At 66.1% G+C, this 25,771-nt stretch carries 20 protein-coding genes; 17 read left to right on the forward strand and 3 right to left on the reverse strand.

Annotated elements, in window-relative coordinates:
* Positions 1-97 precede the first annotated feature (97 nt).
* The gene (gene zapE / locus DSM104440_RS08730; protein ID WP_171161711.1) at positions 98-1,321 is read left to right on the forward strand and encodes a cell division protein ZapE; all 1,224 of its coding nucleotides are present in this window, start codon (positions 98-100) and stop codon (positions 1,319-1,321) included.
* The gene (locus DSM104440_RS08740; RefSeq protein WP_246212122.1) at positions 1,318-4,377 is read left to right on the forward strand and encodes a propionate--CoA ligase; all 3,060 of its coding nucleotides are present in this window, start codon (positions 1,318-1,320) and stop codon (positions 4,375-4,377) included. The genes zapE and DSM104440_RS08740 overlap by 4 nt, the downstream gene beginning before the upstream one ends.
* Positions 4,378-4,419: 42 nt before the next feature.
* Here DSM104440_RS08740 and DSM104440_RS08745 read toward each other — a convergent pair whose 3' ends face one another.
* Positions 4,420-4,905 carry a DUF3617 domain-containing protein gene (locus DSM104440_RS08745; protein ID WP_212758274.1) on the reverse strand — a complete coding sequence of 162 codons (486 nt, stop codon included), beginning with the start codon at positions 4,903-4,905 and terminating at the stop codon, positions 4,420-4,422.
* Positions 4,906-4,971: 66 nt separating this feature from the next.
* Here DSM104440_RS08745 and pabB point away from each other — a divergent pair, with 66 nt between their 5' ends.
* The 6 genes from pabB to DSM104440_RS19485 all read left to right on the forward strand — a co-directional run bounded on the left by pabB (position 4,972) and on the right by DSM104440_RS19485 (position 12,193).
* Complete coding sequence (pabB, locus tag DSM104440_RS08750; RefSeq protein ID WP_171161715.1) at positions 4,972-6,891, forward strand: aminodeoxychorismate synthase component I; 1,920 nt, start codon at positions 4,972-4,974, stop codon at positions 6,889-6,891.
* Positions 6,888-7,769, forward strand: a complete 882-nt coding sequence (gene folD, locus DSM104440_RS08755) for a bifunctional methylenetetrahydrofolate dehydrogenase/methenyltetrahydrofolate cyclohydrolase FolD (protein WP_171161717.1) — start codon at positions 6,888-6,890, stop codon at positions 7,767-7,769. The genes pabB and folD overlap by 4 nt, the downstream gene beginning before the upstream one ends.
* A gap of 110 nt (positions 7,770-7,879) precedes the next feature.
* Positions 7,880-9,490, forward strand: a complete 1,611-nt coding sequence (locus tag DSM104440_RS08760; RefSeq protein ID WP_212758275.1) for an acyl-CoA synthetase — start codon at positions 7,880-7,882, stop codon at positions 9,488-9,490.
* The gene (locus tag DSM104440_RS08765) at positions 9,487-10,332 is read left to right on the forward strand and encodes an alpha/beta fold hydrolase (protein ID WP_212758276.1); all 846 of its coding nucleotides are present in this window, start codon (positions 9,487-9,489) and stop codon (positions 10,330-10,332) included. The genes DSM104440_RS08760 and DSM104440_RS08765 overlap by 4 nt, the downstream gene beginning before the upstream one ends.
* A 4-nt stretch (positions 10,333-10,336) precedes the next feature.
* Positions 10,337-11,953 (forward strand): phytoene desaturase family protein, encoded by a 1,617-nt coding sequence (locus DSM104440_RS08770; protein ID WP_171161721.1) that lies wholly within the window; start codon positions 10,337-10,339, stop codon positions 11,951-11,953.
* A 105-nt stretch (positions 11,954-12,058) separates the two neighbouring features.
* Positions 12,059-12,193, forward strand: a complete 135-nt coding sequence (locus tag DSM104440_RS19485; RefSeq protein ID WP_281357045.1) for a hypothetical protein — start codon at positions 12,059-12,061, stop codon at positions 12,191-12,193.
* On the opposite strand, the gene DSM104440_RS08775 is transcribed toward DSM104440_RS19485, so the two are convergent.
* Positions 12,190-12,957, reverse strand: a complete 768-nt coding sequence (locus DSM104440_RS08775; protein ID WP_171161723.1) for an enoyl-CoA hydratase — start codon at positions 12,955-12,957, stop codon at positions 12,190-12,192. The genes DSM104440_RS19485 and DSM104440_RS08775 overlap by 4 nt on opposite strands.
* Positions 12,958-13,090: 133 nt before the next feature.
* Here DSM104440_RS08775 and DSM104440_RS08780 point away from each other — a divergent pair, with 133 nt between their 5' ends.
* From DSM104440_RS08780 to DSM104440_RS08820, 9 genes are all read left to right on the forward strand, one after another.
* The gene (locus DSM104440_RS08780; RefSeq protein WP_171161726.1) at positions 13,091-14,467 is read left to right on the forward strand and encodes a tetratricopeptide repeat protein; all 1,377 of its coding nucleotides are present in this window, start codon (positions 13,091-13,093) and stop codon (positions 14,465-14,467) included.
* A 17-nt stretch (positions 14,468-14,484) separates the two neighbouring features.
* Positions 14,485-16,866 (forward strand): FecR family protein, encoded by a 2,382-nt coding sequence (locus DSM104440_RS08785; RefSeq protein WP_171161728.1) that lies wholly within the window; start codon positions 14,485-14,487, stop codon positions 16,864-16,866.
* Between the two features lie 140 nt (positions 16,867-17,006).
* Positions 17,007-17,762, forward strand: coding sequence for an ABC transporter ATP-binding protein (locus DSM104440_RS08790; protein ID WP_171161730.1), 756 nt, complete (start codon positions 17,007-17,009; stop codon positions 17,760-17,762).
* Positions 17,763-17,783: 21 nt separating this feature from the next.
* Positions 17,784-18,488: an ABC transporter ATP-binding protein gene (locus DSM104440_RS08795; RefSeq protein ID WP_171161732.1), complete on the forward strand. Its 705-nt coding sequence runs from the start codon at positions 17,784-17,786 to the stop codon at positions 18,486-18,488.
* An 18-nt stretch (positions 18,489-18,506) separates the two neighbouring features.
* A complete protein-coding gene (locus tag DSM104440_RS08800) occupies positions 18,507-19,718 on the forward strand; it encodes an ABC transporter substrate-binding protein (RefSeq protein ID WP_171161734.1) in 1,212 nt (403 codons plus the stop codon).
* Between the two features lie 47 nt (positions 19,719-19,765).
* Positions 19,766-20,650, forward strand: a complete 885-nt coding sequence (locus tag DSM104440_RS08805) for a branched-chain amino acid ABC transporter permease (protein ID WP_171161736.1) — start codon at positions 19,766-19,768, stop codon at positions 20,648-20,650.
* Position 20,651: 1 nt separating this feature from the next.
* Positions 20,652-21,617, forward strand: a complete 966-nt coding sequence (locus DSM104440_RS08810) for a branched-chain amino acid ABC transporter permease (RefSeq protein WP_171161738.1) — start codon at positions 20,652-20,654, stop codon at positions 21,615-21,617.
* A 46-nt stretch (positions 21,618-21,663) separates the two neighbouring features.
* The gene (locus DSM104440_RS08815) at positions 21,664-23,253 is read left to right on the forward strand and encodes an acyl-CoA synthetase (RefSeq protein ID WP_171161740.1); all 1,590 of its coding nucleotides are present in this window, start codon (positions 21,664-21,666) and stop codon (positions 23,251-23,253) included.
* 1 nt (position 23,254) lies between these two features.
* Complete coding sequence (locus DSM104440_RS08820) at positions 23,255-25,069, forward strand: ATP-binding cassette domain-containing protein (RefSeq protein WP_171161747.1); 1,815 nt, start codon at positions 23,255-23,257, stop codon at positions 25,067-25,069.
* 22 nt (positions 25,070-25,091) lie between these two features.
* On the opposite strand, the gene DSM104440_RS08825 is transcribed toward DSM104440_RS08820, so the two are convergent.
* Positions 25,092-25,721, reverse strand: coding sequence for a hypothetical protein (locus DSM104440_RS08825; RefSeq protein ID WP_171161749.1), 630 nt, complete (start codon positions 25,719-25,721; stop codon positions 25,092-25,094).
* Positions 25,722-25,771: the final 50 nt, after the last annotated feature.

Genomic DNA, 25,771 nt, shown 5'->3' on the forward strand with positions numbered 1-25,771 from the left:
GGGTGGCGAAACATACGCGGGCACCTCGTCTGTCTTTTGCTTTTATCTGTGTTCATCTGTGTTCATCTGTGGTTCCACGCCTTTAACGCCTTTCCCAATGACAAAAGCGGCCGAGGAATTCGAGCTTCCGGACTTCGACGACGAAGAGGTCGACGACCCGAGCTCATTCTCCGGGCCGCTCGAGTGGTACTGGCATTTCAGCCAGCGCAGCGACTTCCAGACCGACAGCGACCAGCTGCGCGTGTTGGAACGCCTCGAGCAGCTCTTCAACGAGCTCGAGGATTTCCGCCAGTACCGCGCGGGCAAGATCAACCGCCTGGTGACCAACCTCGGCGCGGGGCGCAAGCCCCCGCGCGGCGTGTACATCTGGGGCGGCGTGGGTCGCGGCAAGTCGCTGATGATGGACGCCTTCTTCAAGGTGAGCCGCCACAAGAGGAAGCGCCGCGTCCACTTCCACGAATTCATGCGCGAGATCCACGCGCGCATGCGTGGGCTCTCCGGCGTGGAGGATCCGCTCGCGGAAATCGCCGCGCAGATCTCGCGCGAGCTGCGGCTGCTGTGCTTCGACGAATTCCACGTGGGCGACATCGCCGACGCGATGATCCTCGCGCGCCTGCTCGAGCTCATGATCGCCAAGGGGGTCGTGATCGTCCTCACCTCGAACTATCCGCCCGACGATCTCTATCCCAACGGCCTGCAGCGCTCGCGCTTCCTGCCCGCGATCGAGATCCTCAAGCGCGAGCTCGACGTGATGCATCTCGGCGGCCGCACGGACCATCGCCGGCGCCTGCTCTCGGGCCTCAAGGTCTACTACACGCCGATCGACGAGCAGGCCGATGCCAACCTCGCGCGCTTCTTCGAGGCGATGACCAAGGCCGGCTACCAGGAGAACAGTGCGCTCGATCTCGGCGGCCGCTCGATCCACTACCGGCGCCGCGCCAAGGGTGTGATCTGGTTCGACTTCGCGGAGCTCTGCGAGAAGGCCCGCTCGCAGGTCGACTACCTCGCCATCGCAAGCGCATACCACACGGTCCTGGTCTCCGGCGTGCCGCGCCTGAAGGCCGAGAAGACCGACGTCATCCGCCGCTTCACCTGGCTCGTGGACGTGTTCTACGACCAGCGCGTGAAGCTCGTCCTTTCCGCCGAGGTGCCCGCCGAGGAGCTGGTGGCGCCTGCAACCGAAACCACGGGGGCTCAGAAGATGGTGCGCAACGAGTTCGCGCGAACCGCCAGCCGCCTGCTGGAGATGCAATCCAAGGAGTACTTCGGGCGCAAGCACTCCTCCGCCGAAAATCCGCAGGGACTCCAGGGGCGCGCATGAAAGCCATCTACCTCACCAAAGAGCCGAACTTCGTCGCGCGCCTTGCCGATGTCGATGAAGCCTCGCTGCCGGAAGGCGATGTCACCGTGAAGGTCGAGTACTCGACCCTCAACTACAAGGACGCGCTCGCGCTCACCAACGCTTCCCCCATCGTGCGCACGTGGCCGCTCGTCGCCGGCATCGATTTCGCCGGCGTGGTGGAGGAGAGCACCCATCCCGACTGGAAGCCCGGCGACAAGGTGATCCTCAACGGCTGGGGTGTGGGCGAATCGCACTGGGGCGGCCTCGCGCAGAAGGCGCGCGTGAAGGGCGATTGGCTCGTACGCGTGCCCGAGGGCATGACGACGCGCCAGGCGATGGCGATCGGAACGGCGGGCTACACCGCGGCGCTGTGCGTGATGGCGCTGGAAGACCAGGGTGTCACGAAAGATAAGGGCGAGATCCTCGTCACCGGCGCCACCGGAGGTGTGGGCAGTGTCGCCATCGCACTGCTGGCGCGTCGCGGCTATCGCGTCGTCGGTTCGACGGGGAAGGCGAGCGAGTCGGCTTACCTGAAGAGCCTGGGCGCGACTGAAGTCATCGATCGAGCCACGCTCACGCAGATGGGCAAGCCCCTGCAGAAGGAACGTTGGGCCGGTGTCGTCGATTCCGTCGGCAGCCACACGCTCATGAATGCTTGTGCGCAGACGAAGTCCGAGGGCGTGGTCACCGCCTGCGGGCTCGCGCAGGGCATGGACTTTCCAGCATCCGTTGCGCCGTTCATCCTGCGCGGCGTCTCGCTCATCGGCGTGAACAGCGTGATGGCTCCGCGCGAGAGGCGCGTGCGCGCGTGGGGACTGCTTGCAAAAGACCTACGTCCCGAGCGCCTCGAGTCGATGGTGAAGGAGATCAGCCTCGAGGATGCGCTCGCCCGCGCTTCGGATTTCCTCGTCGGAAAGGTTCGCGGACGCTTGCTGGTCAACATCCTGCAACTCGACAAGAAACCCGAACCTGCACCGGTGCCCGTGCCTGCTCCGGCCCCCGAACCCGTGTCGGCGCCTGCGCCTGCACCGGCGCCGATTGCCGCGATGCCCGCGACGGCTGACGTGGAAAAAACCATTCCGCCTGCATCGCCCGCACCGCCCGCGCCGCCCCGCAAGAAAGTGCCGCGCAACGACGAGACCCTGACGCTACTCACCGGGTTCTACCTGGGCTCCGTCGCCAACCCCGAACGCTTCTGGGAAGGGCAGTCGAAGCTCATCGACTGGTGGAAGCCGCCGGTCAAGACGCTCGACTATTCGAATCCGCCGTTCTGCAAGTGGTTCGTCGGCGGCGAAACCAACCTCTGCTACAACGCCGTCGATCGCCACATGGTCGATCGCGCGAACCAGAAGGCCCTCGTGTGGATCTCCACCGAGGTCGACCAGACGCGCGAGTTCACCTACGCGCAGCTTCTCGACGAGGTGAACCGCTTCGCCGCGACGCTGTACTACATGGGCGTGGGCAAGGGCGACCGCGTCCTCATCTACATGCCGATGGTTCCCGAGGCCGTGTTCGCGATGCTCGCCACCGTGCGCCTGGGTGCGGTCCACTCCGTGGTGTTCGGCGGTTTCGCCGCGGCAAGCCTCGCCGCGCGCATCGACGACGCGCAGCCCAAGGTGATCGTCACGAGCGATGCCGGAATGCGCATGGGCAAGATGATCGCGTTGAAGCCCCTCGTGGACGAATCGATCGCGCTGGCGAAGAGCCCGCCCCAGCACGTGTTGCTGGTGAACCGGGGCCTCGACAAGTCGATGACGATGGTCGAGGGCCGCGATGTCGATTACGCCCCCGAGCGCGAGAAGCACGCCGGCGTGAAGGTGCCCGTCGAGTGGCTCGAATCGAACGCGCCTTCGTACATCCTCTACACGAGCGGCACGACCGGGCAGCCCAAGGGCGTGCAGCGCGACACCGGCGGCTATGCGGTGGCCCTCGCGGCCTCGATGCGCCACATCTTCTGCTCGAAGCCGGGTGAGGCGTTCTTCTCCACGAGCGACATCGGCTGGGTCGTCGGGCATTCGTACATCGTCTACGGCCCGCTCATCAACGGCTCGACCACGATCATGTACGAAGGCGTGCCGATGCGGCCCGACGCGGGCATCTGGTGGAAGATCGTGCAGGACTACAAGGTCACGTCGATGTTCTCCTCGCCCACGGCGATCCGTGTCCTGAAGAAGCAGGACACGTCGTGGATGAAGAAGTACGACACCTCGAGCCTGCGCTACCTGTTTCTCGCCGGCGAGCCGCTCGACGAACCGACCTCGAACTGGATTTCCGAGGGTCTGGGCGTGCCGATCGTCGACAACTACTGGCAGACGGAAACCGGCTGGCCGATCCTCACTGCGTCCCCGGGCATCGAGGACACGAAGCGCAAGGTCGGTTCACCGTCGTTCCCCGCATACGGCTACACGGTGAAGCTGAAGCACGAGGAGACGGGCGAGGAGGTCGGCGCGAACGAGAAGGGCGTGCTGTGCATCGTCCCGCCGCTGCCGCCCGGTGCGATGACCACCGTGTGGGGCGACGACCAGCGCTACGTCGACACCTACTACAAGTCCTTCGCCGACGAGATGGTCTACACCACGTTCGACTGGGCCACGCGCGACGAGGATGGCTACTACTTCGTGCTGGGGCGCACCGATGACGTGATCAACGTCGCCGGCCACCGCCTGGGCACGCGCGAGATCGAGGAAGCAGTGCAGGCCCACGCGAACATCGCGGAAGTCGCGGTGGTGGGTGTGGCCGATGCCCTGAAGGGCCAGGTGCCGGTGGCGTTTGCCGTCTGCAAGGATGCGTCGAAGGTGGCGACGGAAGAACTGCGCGCCGCCCACGAGAAGGAAGTGATGGCGACGGTCGACAGCCAGATCGGCGCCATCGCCCGCCCGTCGCGCGTGCATTTCGTCACGCTGCTCCCGAAGACGCGCTCCGGGAAGCTGTTGCGCCGTTCGATCCAGGCGATCTGCGAGGGACGCGACCCCGGGGACCTCACCACCATCGAGGACCCCGGTGCACTCGAGCAAGTGCGCGCCGCGCTGAAATAGAAAAAGGGGACAGCGTCCCCTTTTTCGTGACTGCTTTTTCCGTTACTTCTTCTTGCCGGCGTCCGTGCACGGGCCGAGGTACTTGCCCGTCATCGTGTTCTTCATCTTCATCATCTTGCCGCCCTGGTCCATGGCCATGTCCTGCTTCATCGTGAAGCCGCTGTCCGTGGTGGTCATGACGACGTCGGCGGTCATCTTCGGGCTCTTCGTGCATTCCATGCGCCAGCTGCCGCCGCTGCCGGTCATCTTCATGTCCTTGATCTCGCAGCCCTCGGGCATCTTGCCTTCCTTCTGGCCGACGCCGCCGCCTTCGATGTCCTTGGCGGTGAGGCACTGCTGGAACGTCTGCTCGGGCATCTTGAACCCGGGCGGCATGCCGGGCGGGGGTTCGGACATCTCCATCTGCATCTTGTATTCCCACTGGCCTTCCTTGACCTTGCCCTTCAGTCCGGCCCAGGGATTCTGGGCAAACGAGGCGGTCGCGGTAGCGGCAAACAGGGTGGCGAGAGCGAGCGTTGCGTAGCGCATGAAAACTCCGATGTCCATGACGGTGAAGGCGGAAAGCATAGCATTCCGCCCCGATAGAATGACGGCATGGCCCGCCCCGTAGACCTTCCCTACGACCCCGCGACGCGCTGCGCCGAACGCCACACCTGGTTCGAGCGCGTGCGGCCGCTGGGGTGGGCGACCTTCCTCGACAGCGGCGATCCTGCCCGCAGCACCGGGCGCTACGACGTGATCGCCGCCGGTCCCGTCGCGACCCTCATCGCCCATGACGCCAGCGCGTTCGCGCAGGTGCGCTCGCTGCTCGCGAATGCCCGCGGCTCGTCCCCCCCGTGGCCCATCGCGGGCGGGGCCATCGGCTATTTCGGCTACGAGCTGGGCCGGGCCGGCGCCGGCCTGCCGCGCGACAAGCCGGGCGCCTGGGCGCTCATGCCCGAAGCGGCCATGGGCCTGTACGCATGGACCGTGGTCATCGACCACGTGGAGCGGCGCGCGGCGATCACGTCGCTCGATTCCTTCACCGACGGCGAGGCGCAGGCGATTCGCGACAAGCTCCTGTCGGGCGAGCCCGCCGCGCGTGAGCCGTTCCGCTTCCCGAGCGAGATCGTCTCGTCGCTCGAGCGCGACGCCTACCTTCCGCGCGCCGCGCGCGTGATCGACTACATCCGCGCCGGCGACTGCTACCAGGCGAACCTCACGCGGGAATTCAGCGCGCCCTATACCGGGGACCCGTGGGAGCTTTACCGCCATTTGCACGACGTGAATCCCGCGCCGATGGGGGCGTTCCTCGAGTATCCGTTCGGCTCCGTGCTTTCCAGCTCGCCCGAGCGCTTCGTTACCGTGGAGGGGCGAGACGCCATCACGCGGCCGATCAAGGGTACGCGCCGGCGCCGGCCCGATCCGGAGCAGGATGCGCAGGCGCGAGCCGAGCTCCTTGCCTCCGAGAAGGACCGCGCGGAGAACGTGATGATCGTGGACCTCATGCGCAACGACTTCTCGCGCGTGTGCGAGAAGGGCAGTGTCGCCACACCGGAGATCTGCAAGCTGGAGAGCTTCGCGACGGTCCATCACCTGGTGAGCACCGTGACCGGGCGCTTGCCCGCCGATCGCGACGCCCTCGATCTCCTCGAGGCGTGCTTTCCCGGCGGCTCGATCACGGGCGCGCCCAAGCGCCGCGCGATGGAAATCATCGACGAGCTCGAGCCCCATCGCCGCGAGGTCTACTGCGGCGCGATCGGGTACGTTTCGGCCGCGGGCCGCATGGACATGAACATCCCGATCCGCACGACCGTGTGCGCGGACGGGGACCTGCGCTTCTACGCGGGCGGGGGGATCGTGGCCGATTCCTCGCCCGAGAACGAGTTCGAGGAGACCGAGGTGAAGATTGCCGCCATCCGCAGGACGCTCTCGCGCTTTTCCGGCGCCGGCGTCCCCGATCCCGACAAAGCACGTCTGCGGAAGATTTTCATTGAGGTGCGTGATGCCTATGCCGCGCGCACCGGCGCAGCTTTCGCGGAAAGCATCACCCGGCGGTTGCGCGCGCTTCCCGAGTACCATCGCGCCCGCACGGTGCTCGCGACGCTGTCGATCGGCAGCGAGTGGGATACGAGGACTTTTGCGGAGGGCGTTTTGGCGGACGGCAAGACCCTGGTGCTGCCGCGCGTGGTGAAGAAGCCGCGCGCGCTCGAGATCTTCGCGGTGGGCGATCTCGCGGCCGACCTCCTGCCCGGCGTCTGGGGCATCGAGGAGCCCGATCCCGCGCGCTGCCGCAAACTCACGCTCGCCGAGGTGGACTTCGCGCTGGTGCCGGCCCTGGCCGTCGATCGCGAGGGTTATCGCCTCGGCTACGGCGCGGGCTACTTTGACCGCTTGCTGTCCACGGCCGCGCCGTTTCGCGTGGTGGCGCTGCCCGGCGAGCAGGTCGTCGACCGCCTGCCGCGCGAAGCGCATGACATTGCCGTGGACGCTGTGCTCACCGACGAAACGTACTTCACGACAGGAAAGAAATGACGGCTCGCAACATCGATGGCAAGGCGATCGCCCAGGCGTTCCGCGCGGAATGCGCGGTGCGGGTGGGGCGCCTCAAGGACGCGGGCGTGGTGCCCGGGCTTGCCGTGGTGATCGTCGGCGACGATCCCGCGAGCAAGGTCTACGTGCGCAACAAGGCGAAGGCGTGCGAAGCGATCGGCGTGCACTCGGAAGTGCATGCGATGTCCGCGGACACCGCGCAGGCGCATCTGCTCAAGTTCATTGCGACCCTCAATGCGGATGACGCGATTCACGGCATCCTCGTTCAGCTGCCGCTCCCAAAGGGCATCGACAGCCGCGCGGTGATCGAGGCGATCGCCCCGGAGAAGGACGTCGATGGCTTCCACTACTCCAACGTCGGGCGCCTGCTCGTGGGCGAGCCGGCCTACTACCCGTGCACGCCCTGGGGCGCGATGAAGATGCTCGAGCACGAGTCGATTGCCGTCGAGGGCAAGCACGCCGTCGTGGTGGGCCGCTCGACGATCGTCGGCAAGCCCATGGCACTGATGCTCCTCAACGCGGGCGCCACGGTGACGGTGTGCCACTCGAAGACCCGCGACCTCGCGGCGATGACGCGCCAGGCCGACATTCTCGTCGCCGCCGTCGGCAAGCCCCGCATCATCACCGGGGACATGGTGAAGCTCGGGGCGGTCGTGATCGACGTCGGCATCAACCGCCTGCCCGACGGCACGCTGTGTGGCGACGTGGACTACGAGGCCGTGCGCCAGATCGCCTCCCGCATCACGCCCGTGCCCGGCGGTGTCGGGCCGATGACCATCGCGATGCTGCTGGGAAACACGGTGAAAGCGGCGGAGCTCGCTGCGGGGACCGGCGTAAGGGGGGAGACGCGGATCACGTAATACACTGTCATCCTGAGGAGCGCAGCGACGAAGGACCTGCTTGAGGGGTTTAACAGTCAAACAACTCAAGCAGATCCTTCGAGCCTGCGGCTCTCAGGATGACAGTTCTCATGGACCGCAACCCCGCCAATTACACGCCACTCAACCCGGTCTCCTTCCTTGCGAAGGCGGCCGCGGTGTATCCCGAGCGAGTTGCCGTAGTCCACGGACCCGTCCGCCGCAGCTGGCGCGAGACCTACGCGCGCTGCCGCAAGCTCGCTTCCGCCCTCGAGAAACACGGGATCCGCCGTGGCGACACGGTCGCCGCGATGCTGCCCAACGTGCCCGCGATGATCGAGCTCCACTTCGGCCCGGCGATGCTCGGCGCCGTCGTCAATACGCTCAACACGCGCCTCGATGCCGAGGCGATCGCCTTCATGCTCGACCATGGCGAGGCCAAGGCGCTGTTCACCGACCGTGAGTTCGCGCCGGTGGTCGAGAAGGCCCTCACGCTCGTGAAGTCCCGGCCGCTCGTGATCGATGTCGACGACGCGCTCTTCGAAGGCGGCAAGGCGCTGGGCTCAGTGGAATACGAAGACTTCATCGCGGCCGGGGATGCCGCGTTCGAGTGGCGCCATCCGGCCGACGAGTGGGACGCGATCTCGCTCAACTACACCTCGGGCACGACGGGCAATCCGAAGGGCGTGGTCTATCACTACCGCGGCGCGTACCTCAACGCGGTCAACAACATCACCGACTGGTCGCTGCCGAAGCACCCCGTGTACCTGTGGACGCTGCCGATGTTCCATTGCAACGGCTGGTGCTTCAACTGGACGATCGCCGCCGCGGCCGGCACCAACGTGTGCCTGCGCAAGGTCGATGCGAAGGCGATCTACGATCTCATCCGCGAGCAGAAGGTGACGCACTACTGCGGCGCGCCGATCGTGCATTCGCTGCTGCTCAACGCCCCCGATGAAATGAAGCAGGGCATCGCGCACGAGGTGCATTGCCTCGTGGCCGCCGCACCGCCGCCGGCCGCGGTGATCGCCGGCATGGAGAAGATGGGTTTCCACATCACCCACGTGTACGGCCTCACGGAAACGTATGGCCCGGCCGCGGTGTGCGCGAAGCATCCCGAGTGGTCGGACCTCCCTCTCGAAGAGCAGGTGAAGCTGAATGGCCGCCAGGGCGTGGCCTATTTGCTGCAGGAAGGCATGCAGGTGATGGATCCGGAGACAATGACGCCCGTCCCCGCCGATGGCGAGACGATGGGTGAGATCATGTTCCGCGGCAACATCACGATGAAGGGCTACCTCAAGAACCCGAAGGCCACCGAGGAGGCGTTCCGCGGCGGCTGGTTCCATTCGGGCGACCTCGCCGTGACGCATCCGGACGGCTACGTGAAGATCAAGGACCGCTCGAAGGACGTGATCATCTCGGGCGGCGAGAACATCTCCTCGCAGGAAGTCGAGGACGTGCTGCACGGCCACCCGGCGGTGATGTTCGCGGCGGTCGTGGCGCAACCGGACGCCAAGTGGGGCGAGCGTCCCTGCGCCTTCGTCGAGCTGAAGGAAGGCGCTTCGGCCTCGGCCGAGGAAATCATCGAGTACTGCCGCGCCCGCATGGCGCGGTTCAAGGCGCCTGCCGCCGTGCTCTTCGGCCCGTTGCCGAAGACATCAACCGGCAAGGTCCAGAAATTCATACTCAGAGAGCGCGCGAAAAGCGTGCAGGCGATCGAATGAGCGGAATGCGCGAATCCTCGGTGCTGTGCCTCGACCCCCACGGGTTCCATCGAATCCACTACACGGAGTGGGGCGACCCGGACAATCCGCGCGTCGTGGTCTGCGTGCACGGCCTCACTCGAAACGCGCGCGACTTCGATTTCCTCGCCGAGCGCCTCGCGGCCACGCATCGCGTGATCTGCCCCGATGTCGCTGGCCGCGGCAAGAGCGACTGGCTGGTCGACAAGAACGACTACAACTACGGCGTGTACCTGGGCGACACGGCGACGCTGCTCGCGAAGATCGGCGCCGAGGAAGTCGACTGGGTCGGCACCTCCATGGGCGGGCTCATCGGCATGATCCTCGCGGGCCTGCCCAACACGCCCATTCGCCGCATGGTCCTGAACGACGTGGGCTCGGTGATCCCGAAAGCTTCGCTCGAGCGCATCGGCCTGTACCTCGGCCTCGATCCCACGTTCGACTCGCTCGAGGGGCTCGAAGGCGCGGTGCGCACCGTGAGCCCGTTCGGCGAGCTCACCGCGGCGCAGTGGCGCCATCTCGCCGTGCACGTGGCCAGGCGCGATCCCGATGGCCGCTGGCGCTTCCGCTACGACCCGGGCATCGCGCAGGTCTTCAAGGCCGCACCCGCGGCGGACGTCGACATGCGCTCGTTCTGGAACGCGCTGAAGCTCCCGGTGCTCGTGATCCGCGGCGAGAACTCCGACCTGCTGCTCCCGGAGACGCTCGAGGAGATGAAGAAGCGTCCGGGCACGCAGGCGCACCTCGTGCCGCGAACCGGTCACGCGCCCGCGCTCATGAACGAGCCCGAGGCCGCGGCGATCCGCTCGTTCCTCCTCGCCTGAAGTCATGCCGAGCCAGAACGTCGACTACGACGTCGTGATCGTCGGCGCGGGCCACAACGGCCTGGTGTGCGCCGCTTACCTCGCGGCCGCGAAGCTGCGCGTGTGTGCGATCGAGAAGCGAGCGGTGATCGGCGGGGCCGCGGTGACCGAAGAATTCCATCCGGGCTTCCGCAACTCCACCGCGAGCTACACCGTGAGCCTGCTGCACCCGAAGGTGATTCGCGAGCTGAAGCTCAAGGAACACGGACTGCGCGTGGTCGAGCGGCCGTTCTCGAATTTTCTTCCCGGCGCCGATGGCGGCTACATCAAGATCGGCGGCGGGCTCGAAGCGACCCAGCGCGAGGTCGCGCGCTTCTCCACGAAGGACGCCGAGCGACTGCCCGCGTACTACGACCGGCTCGAAGGGGTCGCCAACGTCCTGCGCGACCTGCTGCTCGAGACGCCCCCCAACGTGGGCGGTAGCGTGAAGGAACTCTTCGCGGCGTGGAAGACCGCAAGGCGTCTCAATTCACTGCCGCTCGCCGCGAAGCGCGACGTGCTCGACCTCTTCACGATGGCAGCGGGCGACTGGCTCGAGCGCTGGTTCGAGTCCGATCCGATCAAGGCGTGCTTCGGCTTCGATTCCGTGGTCGGCAACTTCGCGAGCCCGTGGTCGCCCGGCACGGCGTACGTGCTGCTGCATCACGTCTTCGGCGAGGTGAACGGCAACAAGGGCTCGTGGGGCCACGCGATCGGCGGCATGGGTGCCATCACCGAGGCGATCGGCCAGGAAGCGCGCGCCCGGGGCGTGGAGATCCGCACGGGGCAGGGGGTCGCGAAGATCCTCACCGAGGGCGATCGTGCGAGCGGCGTGGTCCTCGAAGACGGCACCGAGATCCGCGCGCGCTGCGTGATCTCCAACGCCAACCCGCGCCTGCTCACGAAGCTGCTCGATACCGACGGCCCCTGGCGCGAGCCCTTCGACAACGTGGAGTGCGAGTCGGCCACGTTCCGCATGAACGTCGCGCTCTCCGAGCTTCCCGACTTCACCTGCCTGCCCGGCAAGACCCAGCAACTGCACCACCAGTCGGGAATCATCCTTGCGCCGACACTCGCGTACATGGACCGCGCCTATGCGAGTGCGCGCGAAGACGGCTGGTCTCGCGAGCCCATCGTCGAGGTGCTGATTCCGAGCACGGTGGATGACACCCTTGCGCCGAAGGGCCAGCACGTCGCGAGCCTTTTCTGCCAGCACTTCCGCTACAAGCTTCCGGACGGACGCTCCTGGGACCAGGAGCGCGAGCGCGCCGCCGACGCCGTGATCGATCTCCTGAACCGCCACGCGCCCAATTTCAAGGCGAGCGTCCTGGGCCGGCGCATCCTCTCGCCGCTCGACCTCGAGCGCGAATTCGGCCTCGTCGGGGGCGACATCTTCCACGGCAAGCTCACCCTGAACCAGCTCTTCAGCGCGCGCCCGGTGCTGGGCTACGGCGACTATCGGCTGCCCCTCCAGGGGCTCTACCTCTGCGGCGCCGGAGCGCACCCGGGAGGCGGGGTCACGGGGGTGCCGGGGCACAACGCGGCCCGCGAAGTGGTCCGCGACATGCGCCGCGGCTGGAAGCGCCGCCCGCCGGCGCGCTGAATTTTCAGCATTTCCCGGGTGTAATAGCCCAGCGCGCGCATCCATCCGCGCGGCGTAACGTAACCGGATAGAGGCCGGTTCACGGTCGCGATACAGGAGGGCAGGATGGAACGCACCAAGCAGATCACCGCCGGCTCGCTGATACTGGTCCTCGTGGCCGGTGCGGCGCTCTGGTACACCTGGACCCCCACCAAGACAGGCGAGATCGTCGTCGCCCCGGTCGGAGCCGCGCGCCGCTAGGACTTCCAGTTCGGCGGACGCTTTTCCAGGAATGCATCCACCCCTTCTTGCGCGTCGCCCTCGGCCATGTTCGCGGCGATCGTTCGCGATGCGTCGTCGTACGCCGTGCGCATTTGAGCCTCGAGCTGCCGGTAGAACAGCGCCTTGCCCAGGGCGAGCGAGGCACGCGGCTTCGCCTTCAGGTTGTTGGCGAGCTCGCGCGTGGTTTCCATGAGACGGTCCGCCGGCGCGACGCGGTTCACGAGCCCCCAGTCGAGGGCCGTTGCCGCTTCGATGAATTCGCCGGTGAACAGCATCTCCGCGGCGCGCTTGCGCGAGATGTTTCGGGAGAGTGCGACCGCCGGCGTCGAGCAGAACAATCCCAGGTTCACACCCGACACCGCGAAGCGCGCGTGCTCGTTAGCGACCGCGAGATCGCATTGGGCGATGAGCTGGCAGCCGGCCGCCGTGGCGAGCCCGTTCACCGCCGCGATCACCGGCTGGGGCAGGGCGGTCAGCTTCTGCATGAACGCGCTGCAGGTTGCGAAGAGCCGCTGCACCTCCTCCTGGGAGGCGGCGCGCATTTCCTTCAGGTCATGGCCCGAACAGAACGAGGCGCCCGCGCCGGTGATGATCACCACGCGCACGGCCTCATCGCCCGCGATCCTGTCGAGCTCCGAGTCCAGCGCGCCGAGCAGCGCCGAGGAAAGCGCGTTGTATTGGCGCGGCCGGTTGAGGGTCAGTGTGGCAATGCCGTCATCGACGGACACCAGCAGTTCACTCATCGGCCGATTATGGCATCGCGATTGCGCCGCCGAGGGCAACGGGCTTAACATGCACGAAGCTGCCTGATTCTTAAGGGTTTTCACAAGCAGTCGGCGATTTCAGCCGACGACAAGAAGAAGGGTTCACAGGGCGATGAAGATCTGCGCACACATCCTGCGGCTGGCAGGCTCCGCCGTGGTCGCGGGGCTGGTTTCCGCACCGGCATTCGCCGACCCGGCCGCGATCGAGCGCGCCCGCAAGCTCCTCGTCGAGAACAACCCGAAGGCGGCCTACGCCGAGCTCGCGCCCTTGCAGGGAACGCTCGCGGGCACTCCCGAATTCGATTACCTCTTCGGCGTGGCCTCGCTCGACAGCGGCAAGTTCGAGGACGCGATCATCGCTTTCGAACGCGTGCTCGCGATCAATCCCAATCACGCCGGCGCGCAGATGGATCTGGGCCGCGCGTACTTCGGCCTCGGCTCCTATGACCTCGCGGAAGCCGCGTTCGTGAAGCTGCGCGAGCAGAATCCGCCGCCCCAGGCGCTGCAGGCGATCAACCAGTACCTCGATGCGATCGACAAGCGCAAGCGCGAGACGCGCCCGGGCTGGATCGGCTACGTCGAAGCCGCACTCGGATACGACAGCAACCTCACGGGCGTGCCCGGCGATTTCGGCGCGGCCTCGCAGCAGTCGTTCAATATCATCGTCGAGCCCACCGGCAACTCGGTGAAGCGCTCGGAGCCGTACTTCGAAGCGCTCGGTTACCTCGAATACGCGCACCCGCTCTCGCGCGGCTGGAGCGTGTTCGGCGGCTTCGGCGGACGCGGCCGCGCATACAACAAGGAAACGGATTTCAACATCGTCGCGGGCGACGTGCGCGCGGGTGCCGCGCTGAACGACGGACCGCAGCAGTGGCGCTTCTCGGGCGGCTACCAGGACTATCGCCAGGAAGGCGCGGCGCCGGGTGAACCGAAGCCCACCAACGACCGCACCACCGCGAATGCCGTGCTCGACTATCGCTACGCGCTCGACACGAAAAACCAGCTCGGCCTCGGCCTGCAGTATTCGGCGGTGCGTTTCCCCGAGAACAAGATTGACGACTTCGACCAGATCTACTTTTCCGGATCGTGGCTGCGCAGCTTCGAGGGCAAGGGCACGCCCCTGCTGTATCTCACGGCCTTCATCACCGATGACAAGGCGAAGAACAAGTTCGACGACGGCGTGACCGACAAGAGCAAGAACCTCGCGGGCGCGCGCAGCTACTTCCAGTATTCGTACACACCCAAGCTGCAGATCTTCAACGTGCTGGGCGTGGTGCTGCGCAAGGACAAGGATGCGTTCGCGCGCTCCACCACGGTGGAGAAGGGCAAGGACACGTTCTTCGAATTCGGGCTCGGCCTCACGTGGCAGTTCCAGGAAAAGTGCGCGGTGCGCACGCAGTGGTCGTACACGCAGAACGCCTCGAACATCGACATCTACGACTTCAACCGCAACGAGGTTTCGACCGCGGTGCGGTGCGACCTGTTCTGATCGAAGGAAAACGCGCCATGAAAACACTCAAAATTTCGCGCCTGCGCTACGCCATCGCACTGGCCCTTGCCGCCACCGTCGGCGATGCGGCCGCGGCCAGCGGTTCCTTCACCTTCGTGACGGGCGAAGTGTCCGTCACCAAGGCCAACGGCCAGCGCGTCACCGCGCAGCGCGGCACCGAGGTCGACCCGGGCGACTCGATCACCACGGGTGCGAGCGGCATGGCGCAGCTCACGATGATCGACCAGGCGCGCCTGTCGCTGCGGCCGAACACGCAGTTCCGCATCGAGGGTTACCAGCGCAGCGCCGACTCGAGCGAGGGCGCGGTGCTTTCGCTGGTGCGCGGCACGCTGCGCGCGTTCACCGGCCTCATCGCTTCGTCCAACCGCGACAAGTTCGTGATGAAGACGCGCGTGGCCACGGTCGGTATCCGCGGCTCGGGCAACATCCTCTACGCGTGCCGCGCCGACGAGTGCGACAAGAGCGTGACCGGACTGGGCCAGGGCAACGACCAGGACTTCACGGTGAACCACACGATCGAAGGCAGCCACGCCGTCACCAACGTGGTCGATGCGGCCGCGGGCCTGCCGCCGCAGCAGGGCGGGGCGCAGACGCTGATCACCGGCCCGGGCCAGACCGTCATGATCCAGGGCGCGCAAGCGCCGCGCTACGTGCCGACGCCGACCTTCATCTCCGACACGGCGACCAATCCGACGGGTGCTGCGAAGACCGCGGCCACCGCGAGCGACGCCGCCGCCACGCGCGATTTCGCGCCGGGCGACAACCAGCAGCTCTCCGCGTCGCAGCAAGCCTCCAGCACGCCGGTGGGCAACAACGGCCTGGGCTTCGTCACGATCGACGCGTCCAACAATCTCCTTTCCGATCCGATCGGCCTCAACGACGTGATCATCTCCACGGGCGGCCCGTTCCTCGGCCAGGCCGTGCCCGCGAGCATCCGGCTCGAAGGCAACACCGCGGCGCTGCGCGGCTACACCGCGTACTCGGGCACGCAATCGAATCTCTCGCCCGACATCGCGGGCGGCACGCTTCGTGAGATGCACACGGTCAACGTCGCCACGGGCCTCACGGTGATCCTCGGCCGCTGGGAAGGCGCCTCGCTTTCGTTCAGCGGCATCGGCGGCGGACCCACGGCCGGCAACATCCACTGGGCCTACGCGTCGTCGGGATATCCGACGTATCTCTCCGATGTCCTCACGGGTACGGCGACGTACACGCTCGCGCAGGCCACGGCACCGACGAACCAGAACAACACGACGGGCACGGTCGGCACCGCGACCATGAACGTGAACTTCACCAACCGCACGCTCGGGGTCACCATCAGCGTGAGCATGCCCGCGGCCGGCGCGAATGCCGGCGGCACCTGGGGTGCCACCGCGAGCGACGTGCCGTTCTCGCTCAACACGTTCTTCGCCACCACCGCCGATCGCCTGCGTGTGTCGAACGGTTCGACGCAATCGGGCAGCGGGCAACTCCTCTCGGGCGCGATCGAAGGCAGCTTCGTCGGCGCGAACCTGCAAGGCGCGATCATCGGCTACGGCATCGCCGACTTCACCGCATCCAATCCGGCGAACCACAACCAGATCAACGGCGTGCTGCTGCTCACCGGTCCCGCGCAGAACGGCGCGGCCACGTATCGCGAGGGCCGCGTCTCCGATCCTTCGGGCTACCTCGCCAACTCGGGCTTCTCGCGCAACTTCTCCACGACGAATCGTCCGGAAGAGGTGATTGCCGGCGCGAACGGCGCGGTCACGCAATTCACGGCGCCGCTCTTCGCCGGCGTGGGTTCGCGCGCTACTTACGCGCTCGGTACCGCGCAGGTCGTCCAGTCGGGCTTCGATGCCGAAACGGGCCTCGTGTGGGGCCGCTGGGGCAATGGCGTGGCCACGGTCACCGGCAACGGCCAGACGCAGCCGATCAACCTGCAAAGTGCCAGCCTGCATTACATCTTCGCGGGGCCGCAGCAAGGTCCGGTCACGCTGCCGCTCACCGGCACCGGCGTCTACGACGTCATCGGCAACACCTCGCCCACCGACAGCGCGGGCCACGTCGGCACGTTCGGCTCGGCCACGCTCGACGCGAACTTCACCAACCGGACGGCTTCCGCGACGGTGAACGTCACGGTCAACGGGCAGAACTGGATCGGCACCGCACCCAACATGCCGATCTACCGCGACCAATACTTCTCGGCAACGACGGGCAGCACCGTGCCCGGCATTCCCAACCTCTCGCCGCTGGGCATCGCCTGCACGCCGAGTTGCGTGGGCGCCACGGGCAGCTTCGACGGCTTCTTCACCGGCCGTTCCGGCCAGCGCGCCGGGCTGATGTACAACATGGGCGGCGTCCAGGGCGGGGTGGCGTTCGGCCGCCGCGGCGGGTAGGGGCACTCCCAAGGCTCTGTTTTGGTGCGCGTTTTCCCCCTGTTAACTATCACAGGGGATCAGGTAAACTCGCCTTCATAAGCAGTGGCTGATCGCGCAGTGTTGCGAGACGGCTCACGCGCGCACCCGACCTCGCCTCGATGACCGCCGATCCCATTCTCGAAACCCGTGGACTCACTAAGGAGTTCAAGGGCTTCGTCGCGGTCAACAACGTCAACCTCAAGATCCAGCGCGGCACCATCCATGCGCTGATCGGCCCCAACGGCGCGGGCAAGACCACCGTCTTCAACCTGCTCACCAAGTTCCTGCCGCCCACCGGCGGGACGATCCTCTACAAGGGCGAGGACATCACCCGCGACAACCCCGCCGACGTCGCCCGGCGCGGGATCATCCGCTCCTTCCAGATTTCCGCCGTGTTCCCGAACCTCTCGGTGCTGGAGAACGTGCGCCTGGCACTCCAGCAAAAGCTCGGCACGAGCTTCCATTTCTGGAAGAGCGAGAAGTCGCTCGACACGCTCAACGATGCCGCGCTCGCGATCCTCGATCGCGTCGGCCTGCGCAGCTTCTCGCACACGCACGCGGGGGAGCTCGCGTACGGTCGCAAGCGCACGCTCGAGATCGCCACCACGCTCGCGATGGAACCCGAGCTGATGCTCCTCGACGAACCCACGGCCGGCATGGGCCACGAGGACGTGGATCGCGTGCGCGACCTCATCCAGGAAGTCGCCAAGGGCCGCACCGTGCTGATGGTCGAGCACAACATGAGCGTGGTCTCGGGCATCTGCGACACGATCACGGTGCTCCAGCGCGGCGCCGTGCTCGCCGAAGGTCCTTATGCCGAGGTGTCGGCCAATCCCCAGGTGATCGAGGCGTACATGGGAACGGCGCATGCCTAACCGCGAAGCCCGGGGTTCCCAATGAACGAGGTGCTGCGCGTCGCGAACCTGCACGCCTGGTACGGCGAATCGCACGTGCTGCACGGCGTGGACTTCGTCGTGAACAAGGGTGAGGTGGTCACGCTGCTGGGCCGCAACGGCGCAGGGCGCACCTCCACGTTCAAGTCGATCCTGGGCCTCGTGGGAAAACGCACCGGCTCGATCGTCGTCAATGGCGTCGAGACCGTGACGATGCCCACGCACCGAATCGCGCGCCTGGGCATCGGCTACGTCCCCGAGGAGCGCGCGATCTTCTCGAGCCTTTCGGTGGAGGAGAACCTCATGCTGCCGCCCGTGATCGGCGAGGGCGGCATGAGCGTCGATGAGATCTACGAGATGTTTCCCAACCTGCGCGAGCGCCGCTCGACCGCGCAGGGCACCAAGCTTTCCGGCGGCGAGCAGCAGATGCTCGCGATGGCGCGCATCCTTCGCACCGGCGCGCACCTGCTGCTGCTCGATGAGATCACCGAGGGCCTCGCGCCCGTGATCGTGCAAGCACTCGGCCGCGTGATCGTGAAGCTCAAGGAACGCGGCTTCACCATCGTGCTGGTGGAACAGAACTTCCGGTTCGCGGCCCCGCTCGCGGACCGGCATTACGTGATGGAGCATGGAAGAATCGCGGAAACCCTTTCCGCGTCGGAACTCGAATCGAAGACACAGTTGCTTCACGAGTACCTGGGTGTTTAAAACATGAGGAGAAACCACATGAAATTGAATCGCAAGCTGCTCGCTGTCGCCATCGCCGCGTTGTCGGCCGGTGCAGCCCACGCCCAGATCTCGGGCAACGTCGTGAAGATCGGCATCCTGAACGACCAGTCGAGCCTGTACGCCGACCTCGGCGGCCAGGGTTCGGTCACCGCGGCGAAGATGGCCATCGAAGACTTCAAGGCGAAGGAGAAGGGCCTCACCGTCGAGGTCGTCTTCGCCGACCACCAGAACAAGGCCGACGTCGGCTCGCAGATCGCGAGCAAGTGGTACGACGCCGAGGGCGTGGACGTGATCGTCGACGTGCCCAACTCCGGTGTCGCGCTCGCGATCGCCGCGCTCACGAAGGACAAGGGCAAGGCGTTCATCAACTCCGGCGCCGCGTCCTCGGACCTCACGGGCAAGGCGTGCTCGCCCAACACGGTCCACTGGACCTACGACACCTGGATGCTCGCCAACGGCACGGGCAGCGCGATCGTGAAGCGCGGCGGCGATTCCTGGTTCTTCCTCACGGCGGACTACGCCTTCGGCCACGCCCTCGAGCGCGACACCGAAGCCGTGGTGCTGAAGGCCGGCGGCAAGGTCGTTGCGAAGGTGCGCCATCCGCTCAACACGCAGGACTTCTCGTCGTTCCTGCTGCAGGCGCAGGCGTCCAAGGCCAAGATCGTCGGCCTCGCCAACGCCGGCGGCGACACGATCAACTCGATCAAGCAGGCCTCCGAGTTCGGCATCGTGAAGGGCGGCCAGAACCTCGCGGGCCTCCTCGTGTTCCTGTCCGACGTGCATGGCCTGGGCCTCGACAAGGCGCAGGGCCTGATCCTCACCAACACGTTCTACTGGGATCTCAACGATTCCACGCGCGCCTGGTCAAAGCGCTTCGCTGCGGCCAACGGCAACAAACAGCCGACGATGGTCCAGGCCGGCGTGTACGCCGGTGTCCTGCACTACCTGAAGGCCGTCGCGGCGCTGAAGAGCGATGACGGCACGAAGGTGGTCGCGAAGATGAAGGAACTGCCGACGGATGATCCGCTGTTCGGCAAGGGCACGATCCGCGCCGACGGCCGCAAGATCCACCCGGCCTACCTCGTGGAAGTGAAGAAGCCCTCGGAGTCCAAGGGCCCGTACGACTACTACAAGGTCCTTGCGACCATCCCGGCCGACCAGGCGTTCCGCCCGATCGACGCGGGCGACTGCGCGATGGTCAAGAAGTAAGAAGAAATCATCACCTCGGGGGGAAACCCTCGAGGTGATTTCATGACATGAACGAAATCTTCGGCGTCCCCACCCAGGCCCTCTTCGGCCAGCTCCTCATCGGGCTGATCAACGGGAGCTTCTACGCGCTCCTGTCGCTGGGGCTCGCGGTGATCTTCGGGCTGCTGAACATCATCAATTTCACGCACGGCGCGCAGTACATGATGGGCGCGTTCGTGGCGTACTTCCTCGCGAGCAAGGCGGGGATGGGTTACTGGTGGGCGCTCCTCGTCGTGCCGCTCGTCGTGGGCGCCACGGGGGTCGTGATCGAGCGGCTGATGCTCTCGAAGCTCTACAAGCTCGACCACCTCTACGGGCTGCTGCTCACGTTCGGCCTGGCCCTCATCATCGAAGGCGCGTTCCGCCACCAGTTCGGCTCGGCGGGCCTCCCTTATTCGATGCCCGACCAGCTGGTCGGCGTCTTCAACCTGGGCTTCATGTTCCTGCCCAAGTATCGCGGCTGGGTGATCATCGCTTCGCTCGTGATCTGCCTCGCGACCTGGTTCCTGATCGAGCGCACGCGCCTGGGGGCGAACCTGCGTGCGGCCACGGAGAACCCGACGATCGTGCAGGCCTTCGGCGTGAACGTGCCGCGCATGATCACGCTCACGTACGGATTCGGCGTCGGCCTCGCGGCCCTCGCAGGCGTATTTGCGGCGCCGATCTACCAGGTGAGCCCGCAGATGGGCTCGTCGCTCATCATCGTGGTGTTCGCCGTGGTCGTGATCGGCGGCATGGGGTCCATCCTGGGCTCGATCATCACCGGCTTCGGGCTCGGCATCATCGAGGGGCTTACGAAGGTTTTCTACCCCGAGGCGTCGAACACCGTGATCTTCGTGATCATGGCGATCGTCCTCATGATCCGCCCGCAAGGGCTCTTCGGGCAGCGCTGACATGGCCGCCATCGACCCGCCCCCGATCTCGCAAGCCGCCTGGGACGAGCGCTACCACCGCCGCGCCTTCGTGGTGATGATGGTGATGTTCATCCTCGCGCCCGCGGTCGTGTATCCGGTCTTCCTCATGAAGGCGCTGTGCTTCGCGCTCTTCGCCTGCGCGTTCAACCTGCTGATCGGCTTCGGCGGGCTGCTCTCGTTCGGCCACGCGATGTTCCTCGGCATGGCGGGATACATCTGCGCGCATGCGGCGAAGGTCTGGGGCTTCCCGCCTGAACTGGCGATCCTTGCCGGCACTGCGTTCTCGACTGCGCTGGGTTTCGTCGCGGGCCTGATCGCCATCCGCCGCCAGGGCATCTACTTCGCGATGATCACGCTGGCACTCGCGCAGATGATCTTCTTCTACTGCCTGCAGGCGCCCTTCACCGGCGGCGAGGACGGCATCCAGTCGGTGCCGCGCGGGAAGCTCCTGGGCTTCCTCGATCTCCACAACGTGCACGTCCTCTACTACACGGTGCTCGCGATCTTCACGGGCGGGTTCCTGCTCATCTACCGGATCATCCATTCGCCTTTCGGCCAGGTGCTGAAGGCCATCCGCGAGAACGAGCCGCGCGCCATCTCCCTGGGCTACAAGACCGAGCGCTACAAGCTGGTCGCGTTCGTGGCTTCGGCCGCGCTCACGGGTCTTGCCGGCGCCACCAAGGCCATCGTCTTCCAGCTCGCCTCGATCACCGACGTGCAGTGGCAGATGTCGGGCGAGGTCGTGCTGATGACGCTGCTCGGCGGCATGGGCACGGTGTTCGGTCCGGTCGCGGGCGCCTTCGCGATCATCTCGATGGAGTACTACCTCGCGGAGCTGGGCGCCTGGTTCACGATCGCGCAGGGCATCATCTTCGTGGTCTGCGTCCTCGCGTTCCGCCGCGGCATCCTCGGCGAATTCGAAGCCTGGCTTCGCAATCGGAAATAAAGGGGACAGTCCCCTTTTCCGAAATGGGGACTGTCCCTTTTTTCTGATGGACCGCAATCCCGCCAACTTCGCGCCGCTGTCGCCTGTCACGTTTCTCGCGCGGGCGGCCGAGGTCTATCCGGGCAAGGTCGCGATTCGCCACGGCGCGCAGTCCATCACCTATCGGCAGTTCGATGAGCGCGTTCGCCGCTTTGCTTCCGCATTGGTGAAGCGCGGCATCGTTCATGGCGATACCGTCGCGACTGTGGCGCCGAACGTTCCCGCGCAACTCGAGGCGCACTACGCCGTGCCGGGTCTGGGCGCCGTTCTTAACGCGATCAACTACCGGCTTGACGCGAGGACCATCGCGTTCATCCTCGATCACGGGGAGGCGAAGATCCTTCTCGTCGACGGTGAGTTCGCGCCGGTCGTTGCCGAGGCGCTCAAGCTCTGCAAAGCGAAGCCCCTGGTCGTGGACGTCGACGACGGCGTCGGCCCGTGCATTGGTTCGATGACCTACGCGGATTTGCTGGAGGAGGGCGACGCGGCATTCGAGCTGCCCGGTCCGCGGGACGAGTGGGATTCGATGTGCCTGCTCTACACCTCGGGCACGACGGGCGACCCGAAGGGCGTGGTCTATCACCATCGCGGCGGCTACCTCAATTCGCTCGGCAACGCGTTGATGTTCGGCCTCTCCGCGGAGTCCGTGTATCTCTGGACGCTGCCGATGTTCCATTGCAGCGGCTGGTCGTACACCTGGGCGGTCACGGCCGTCGGCGGCACGCACATTTGCCTGCGCCGGGTCGATCCCGCGCTGATCTTCCCGGCCATTCGCGATCACGGCGTCACGCACCTGTGCGGTGCGCCGATCGTGTTGAACATGCTGGTCCACGCACCCGATGCGGTGAAGCTGCGCTTCGACCATGCCATCGAAGTCGCGACGGGTGGGGCCGCGCCGCCTTCGGCGGTGATCGAAGGCATGGAGCGGATGGGCTTTCGCGTGACGCACCTGTACGGACTCACCGAAAGCTACGGACCCGCAACGCTGTGCGCGTGGCAGGACGAATGGAACGACCTGCCGCTCGAGCAGCGCGCGCGCCTCATGGCGCGCCAGGGCGTTCGCTATCCGACGCTCTCCGGCATGCAGGTGGCTGATCCGGAGACGCACGAGCCCGTGCCGCGCGATGGCGCAACGCTGGGGGAAGTGATGCTTCGCGGCCACACGATCATGAAGGGTTATTTCAAGAACCCCCGCGCCACGGAGGAAGCGTTCCGCGAGGGCTGGTACCACTCGGGTGACCTCGCGGTCTGGCATCCGGACAACTACATCGAGGTGAAGGACCGCTCCAAGGACATCATCATCTCGGGCGGGGAGAACATCTCGTCGCTGGAATTGGAAGAGTGCCTTTACCGTCATCCGAAGGTGATGGAAGCCGCGGTAGTCGCGCGGCCCGATGACAAGTGGGGCGAGACGCCCTGCGCGTTCGTGACGCTGAAGCCCGGTGCGTCGGCCACGGTCGAGGAAATCGTCGCGTGGTGCCGCGAGCACGTCGCGGGATTCAAGATTCCGAAGACGGTCGTGTTCGGCGCGCTGCCCAAGACCTCGACCGGGAAGATCCAGAAATTCATCCTGCGCGAACAAGCGCGCACACTCTGACATGCCTGTCCTGCAACTATCGGAAGTCTGCCTCGCCTACGGCCACGTGGCACTGCTCGATCACGTGGACCTCGTCGTGGAGGAGGGCGAGCGCATCGGCCTCATCGGGCGCAATGGCACCGGTAAATCGAGTCTCCTGAAAATCGTCACCGGCCAGGCCGCCGCGGACGACGGCCGCGTGTGGGTTTCGCCTGACACGAGGGTCGTGAGCGTCGCGCAGGAGCCCGCGCTCGAACCGGGCGACACCGTCTACGATGCGGCCGCCGCACCGCTCCTTGCGCTGCTTCACGAGGGCGAGGACTGGTCCGCGAAGCATCGCGTCGAGGGTTTGCTCGAACGCCTGCACCTGGATCCACAGCAGAAGGTCGCGTCGCTCTCGGGCGGGCAGAAGAAGCGCACCGCGCTCGCCGCGGCGCTCGCGACGGAGCCGCAGCTCCTGCTCCTCGACGAGCCCACCAATCACCTCGATGTGGCCGCGATCGAATGGCTCGAGGAAACGCTCGCCGCCTTCAACGGGGCGCTGATCGTGGTGACCCACGACCGGCGCTTCCTCGACCGCATCGCGACGCGCATCGTCGAGCTCGACCGCGGAAGGCTGCTTTCGTATCCCGGAAACTTCGGCGCCTACGAGACGCGAAAGGCCGAGCAGCTCGCGATCGAGGCGGTCGAGAACCGCAAGTTCGACAAGGTCCTCGCGCAGGAAGAGGCGTGGATCCGCAAGGGTGTGGAAGCGCGGCGCACGCGCAACGAAGGCCGCGTGCGCAGGCTCGATGCGCTTCGCGCCGAGCGCGCCGCGCGCCGTGATCGCTTGGGCGGCGTGGAGCTCACGCTCTCCGCCGGCGAGCGCTCCGGCAAGCTCGTGGCCGAGCTCGAGCACGTCACCAAGCGCTATGGCGATCGCGCCATCGTCCACGATTACTCCGACCGAATCATGCGCGGCGACAAGATCGGTCTCATCGGGCCTAACGGCAGCGGCAAGACGACGCTGCTGAAGCTGATCCTGGGCGAGCTCGAGCCCGACGAGGGCACGGTGCGCATGGGAAGCAAGGTGGCGGTCGCGTACTTCGACCAGTTCCGCGCGGCGCTCGACGAGGAAGCGACACTCGCCGACAGCATCTCCCAGGGCAGCGACTTCGTGGAAGTCGACGGCCAACGCCGCCATGTCATCAGCTATCTCGAGAGCTTCCTCTTCCCGCCCGAGCGCGCCCGCGCGCCGGTGAAGTCCCTTTCAGGCGGTGAGCGCAATCGCCTTCTGCTCGCGCGCCTCTTCAGCCGCCCGGCCAACGTGCTCGCCCTCGACGAGCCCACGAACGATCTCGACATCGAGACGCTGGAGCTGCTCGAGTCGTTGCTGCAGGAATACCACGGCACGGTCTTCCTCGTGAGCCACGACCGCGCGTTCCTCGACAACGTGGTGACGCAGACGATCGCGTTCGAAGGCGATGGCCACTGGAAGGAGTACGCCGGGGGTTACCTGGACTGGGAGCGGGCGCGGAAGGCCGCGGCGCGCGAAGAGCGCGACGAGCAACGCAAGGCCGATGCACGCGGCGCCGCCCCTGCGAAGGCACAGCGCGTGAAGCTGTCCTTCAAGGAGACGCGCGAACTCGAACAGCTGCCCGCGCAGATGGAGGCGCTGGAATCGGAGCAGAAGGCGCTTGTTGCGCGCCTCGCCGACCCCGCGCTCTACCAGGACCGGACGGTGGACCTCAAGGCACTGAATACCCGTGCCGAGGAGATCGACGCCGAGCTCACCCGTTTGCTTACGCGGTGGGAATTGCTCGAGGCGAAGTCGACTCGAGGGTCGACTTCGTCCTGAGCGCAGACGAAGGAGCTGCTTCTTACTTCACGTACTTGAGATCCCACGACTGCACGATCGGCGAGTGATCCTTGAGCGCCGGATCGACGAGTGAATAGTTGGAGATCGAGAGGCGCGTCTTGTCCGTGAACGGCAGGAGCTTCATCGTTCCCTGGGGCACGAATGAGGCGACGATCAGTCCCGCGCCCTTCTTGGCCTTGTATGGACCCGACTGCGAGTTCACGCAATTGACGGGCATTTCCTTGGACGGAGTCAGCACGAGGAACATCGTGTACTCCTTCTTGCGGTAATCCACGCTGAGATTGCCGCTCGCGGTGACCGGCACCTCGGTGGGTGCGGCCAGCTTGCACGTGACTTCCATGTACTTGCCGTCGGCGCCCTTCGAGCTGGCGACCTGCTTGTAGTTGAAGGTCGTGAGCGTGATGGTTCCCGCCGGAGGGTTGTCATCGAGCTCGGCCATCGCATAGTCGGCCGTCACGCTCGTGAGCGGAATGCGGATCTTCGCGGCGCCCACGTACTCGTACGTGGTCCCGCCTTCCTTGGTCGAATACGCGACCGACGCCGTGCCCTCGTAGTAGCCGAATTTCTGGGCAAGCGCGGGGGCGGTGCAGGTGAGCAGGCCGAGGAAGGCTGCGAGGGTCAATCGGGTCATGGCGATCCTTTTCGCGGTGCGGTTCATGGATTAAGAACGGGATCGACGGC

Origin of the sequence: Usitatibacter palustris, from assembly GCF_013003985.1 — a bacterium.
Lineage (GTDB): Bacteria > Pseudomonadota > Gammaproteobacteria > Burkholderiales > Usitatibacteraceae > Usitatibacter > Usitatibacter palustris.

Coding starts and splice junctions, on each gene's coding strand:
- zapE (WP_171161711.1), top strand. CDS start 98: ATGACAAAAGCGGCCGAGGAATTCGAGCTTCCGGACTTCGACGACGAA.
- DSM104440_RS08740 (WP_246212122.1), top strand. CDS start 1,318: ATGAAAGCCATCTACCTCACCAAAGAGCCGAACTTCGTCGCGCGCCTT.
- DSM104440_RS08745 (WP_212758274.1), bottom strand. CDS start 4,905: ATGCGCTACGCAACGCTCGCTCTCGCCACCCTGTTTGCCGCTACCGCG.
- pabB (WP_171161715.1), top strand. CDS start 4,972: ATGGCCCGCCCCGTAGACCTTCCCTACGACCCCGCGACGCGCTGCGCC.
- folD (WP_171161717.1), top strand. CDS start 6,888: ATGACGGCTCGCAACATCGATGGCAAGGCGATCGCCCAGGCGTTCCGC.
- DSM104440_RS08760 (WP_212758275.1), top strand. CDS start 7,880: ATGGACCGCAACCCCGCCAATTACACGCCACTCAACCCGGTCTCCTTC.
- DSM104440_RS08765 (WP_212758276.1), top strand. CDS start 9,487: ATGAGCGGAATGCGCGAATCCTCGGTGCTGTGCCTCGACCCCCACGGG.
- DSM104440_RS08770 (WP_171161721.1), top strand. CDS start 10,337: ATGCCGAGCCAGAACGTCGACTACGACGTCGTGATCGTCGGCGCGGGC.
- DSM104440_RS19485 (WP_281357045.1), top strand. CDS start 12,059: ATGGAACGCACCAAGCAGATCACCGCCGGCTCGCTGATACTGGTCCTC.
- DSM104440_RS08775 (WP_171161723.1), bottom strand. CDS start 12,957: ATGAGTGAACTGCTGGTGTCCGTCGATGACGGCATTGCCACACTGACC.
- DSM104440_RS08780 (WP_171161726.1), top strand. CDS start 13,091: ATGAAGATCTGCGCACACATCCTGCGGCTGGCAGGCTCCGCCGTGGTC.
- DSM104440_RS08785 (WP_171161728.1), top strand. CDS start 14,485: ATGAAAACACTCAAAATTTCGCGCCTGCGCTACGCCATCGCACTGGCC.
- DSM104440_RS08790 (WP_171161730.1), top strand. CDS start 17,007: ATGACCGCCGATCCCATTCTCGAAACCCGTGGACTCACTAAGGAGTTC.
- DSM104440_RS08795 (WP_171161732.1), top strand. CDS start 17,784: ATGAACGAGGTGCTGCGCGTCGCGAACCTGCACGCCTGGTACGGCGAA.
- DSM104440_RS08800 (WP_171161734.1), top strand. CDS start 18,507: ATGAAATTGAATCGCAAGCTGCTCGCTGTCGCCATCGCCGCGTTGTCG.
- DSM104440_RS08805 (WP_171161736.1), top strand. CDS start 19,766: ATGAACGAAATCTTCGGCGTCCCCACCCAGGCCCTCTTCGGCCAGCTC.
- DSM104440_RS08810 (WP_171161738.1), top strand. CDS start 20,652: ATGGCCGCCATCGACCCGCCCCCGATCTCGCAAGCCGCCTGGGACGAG.
- DSM104440_RS08815 (WP_171161740.1), top strand. CDS start 21,664: ATGGACCGCAATCCCGCCAACTTCGCGCCGCTGTCGCCTGTCACGTTT.
- DSM104440_RS08820 (WP_171161747.1), top strand. CDS start 23,255: ATGCCTGTCCTGCAACTATCGGAAGTCTGCCTCGCCTACGGCCACGTG.
- DSM104440_RS08825 (WP_171161749.1), bottom strand. CDS start 25,721: ATGACCCGATTGACCCTCGCAGCCTTCCTCGGCCTGCTCACCTGCACC.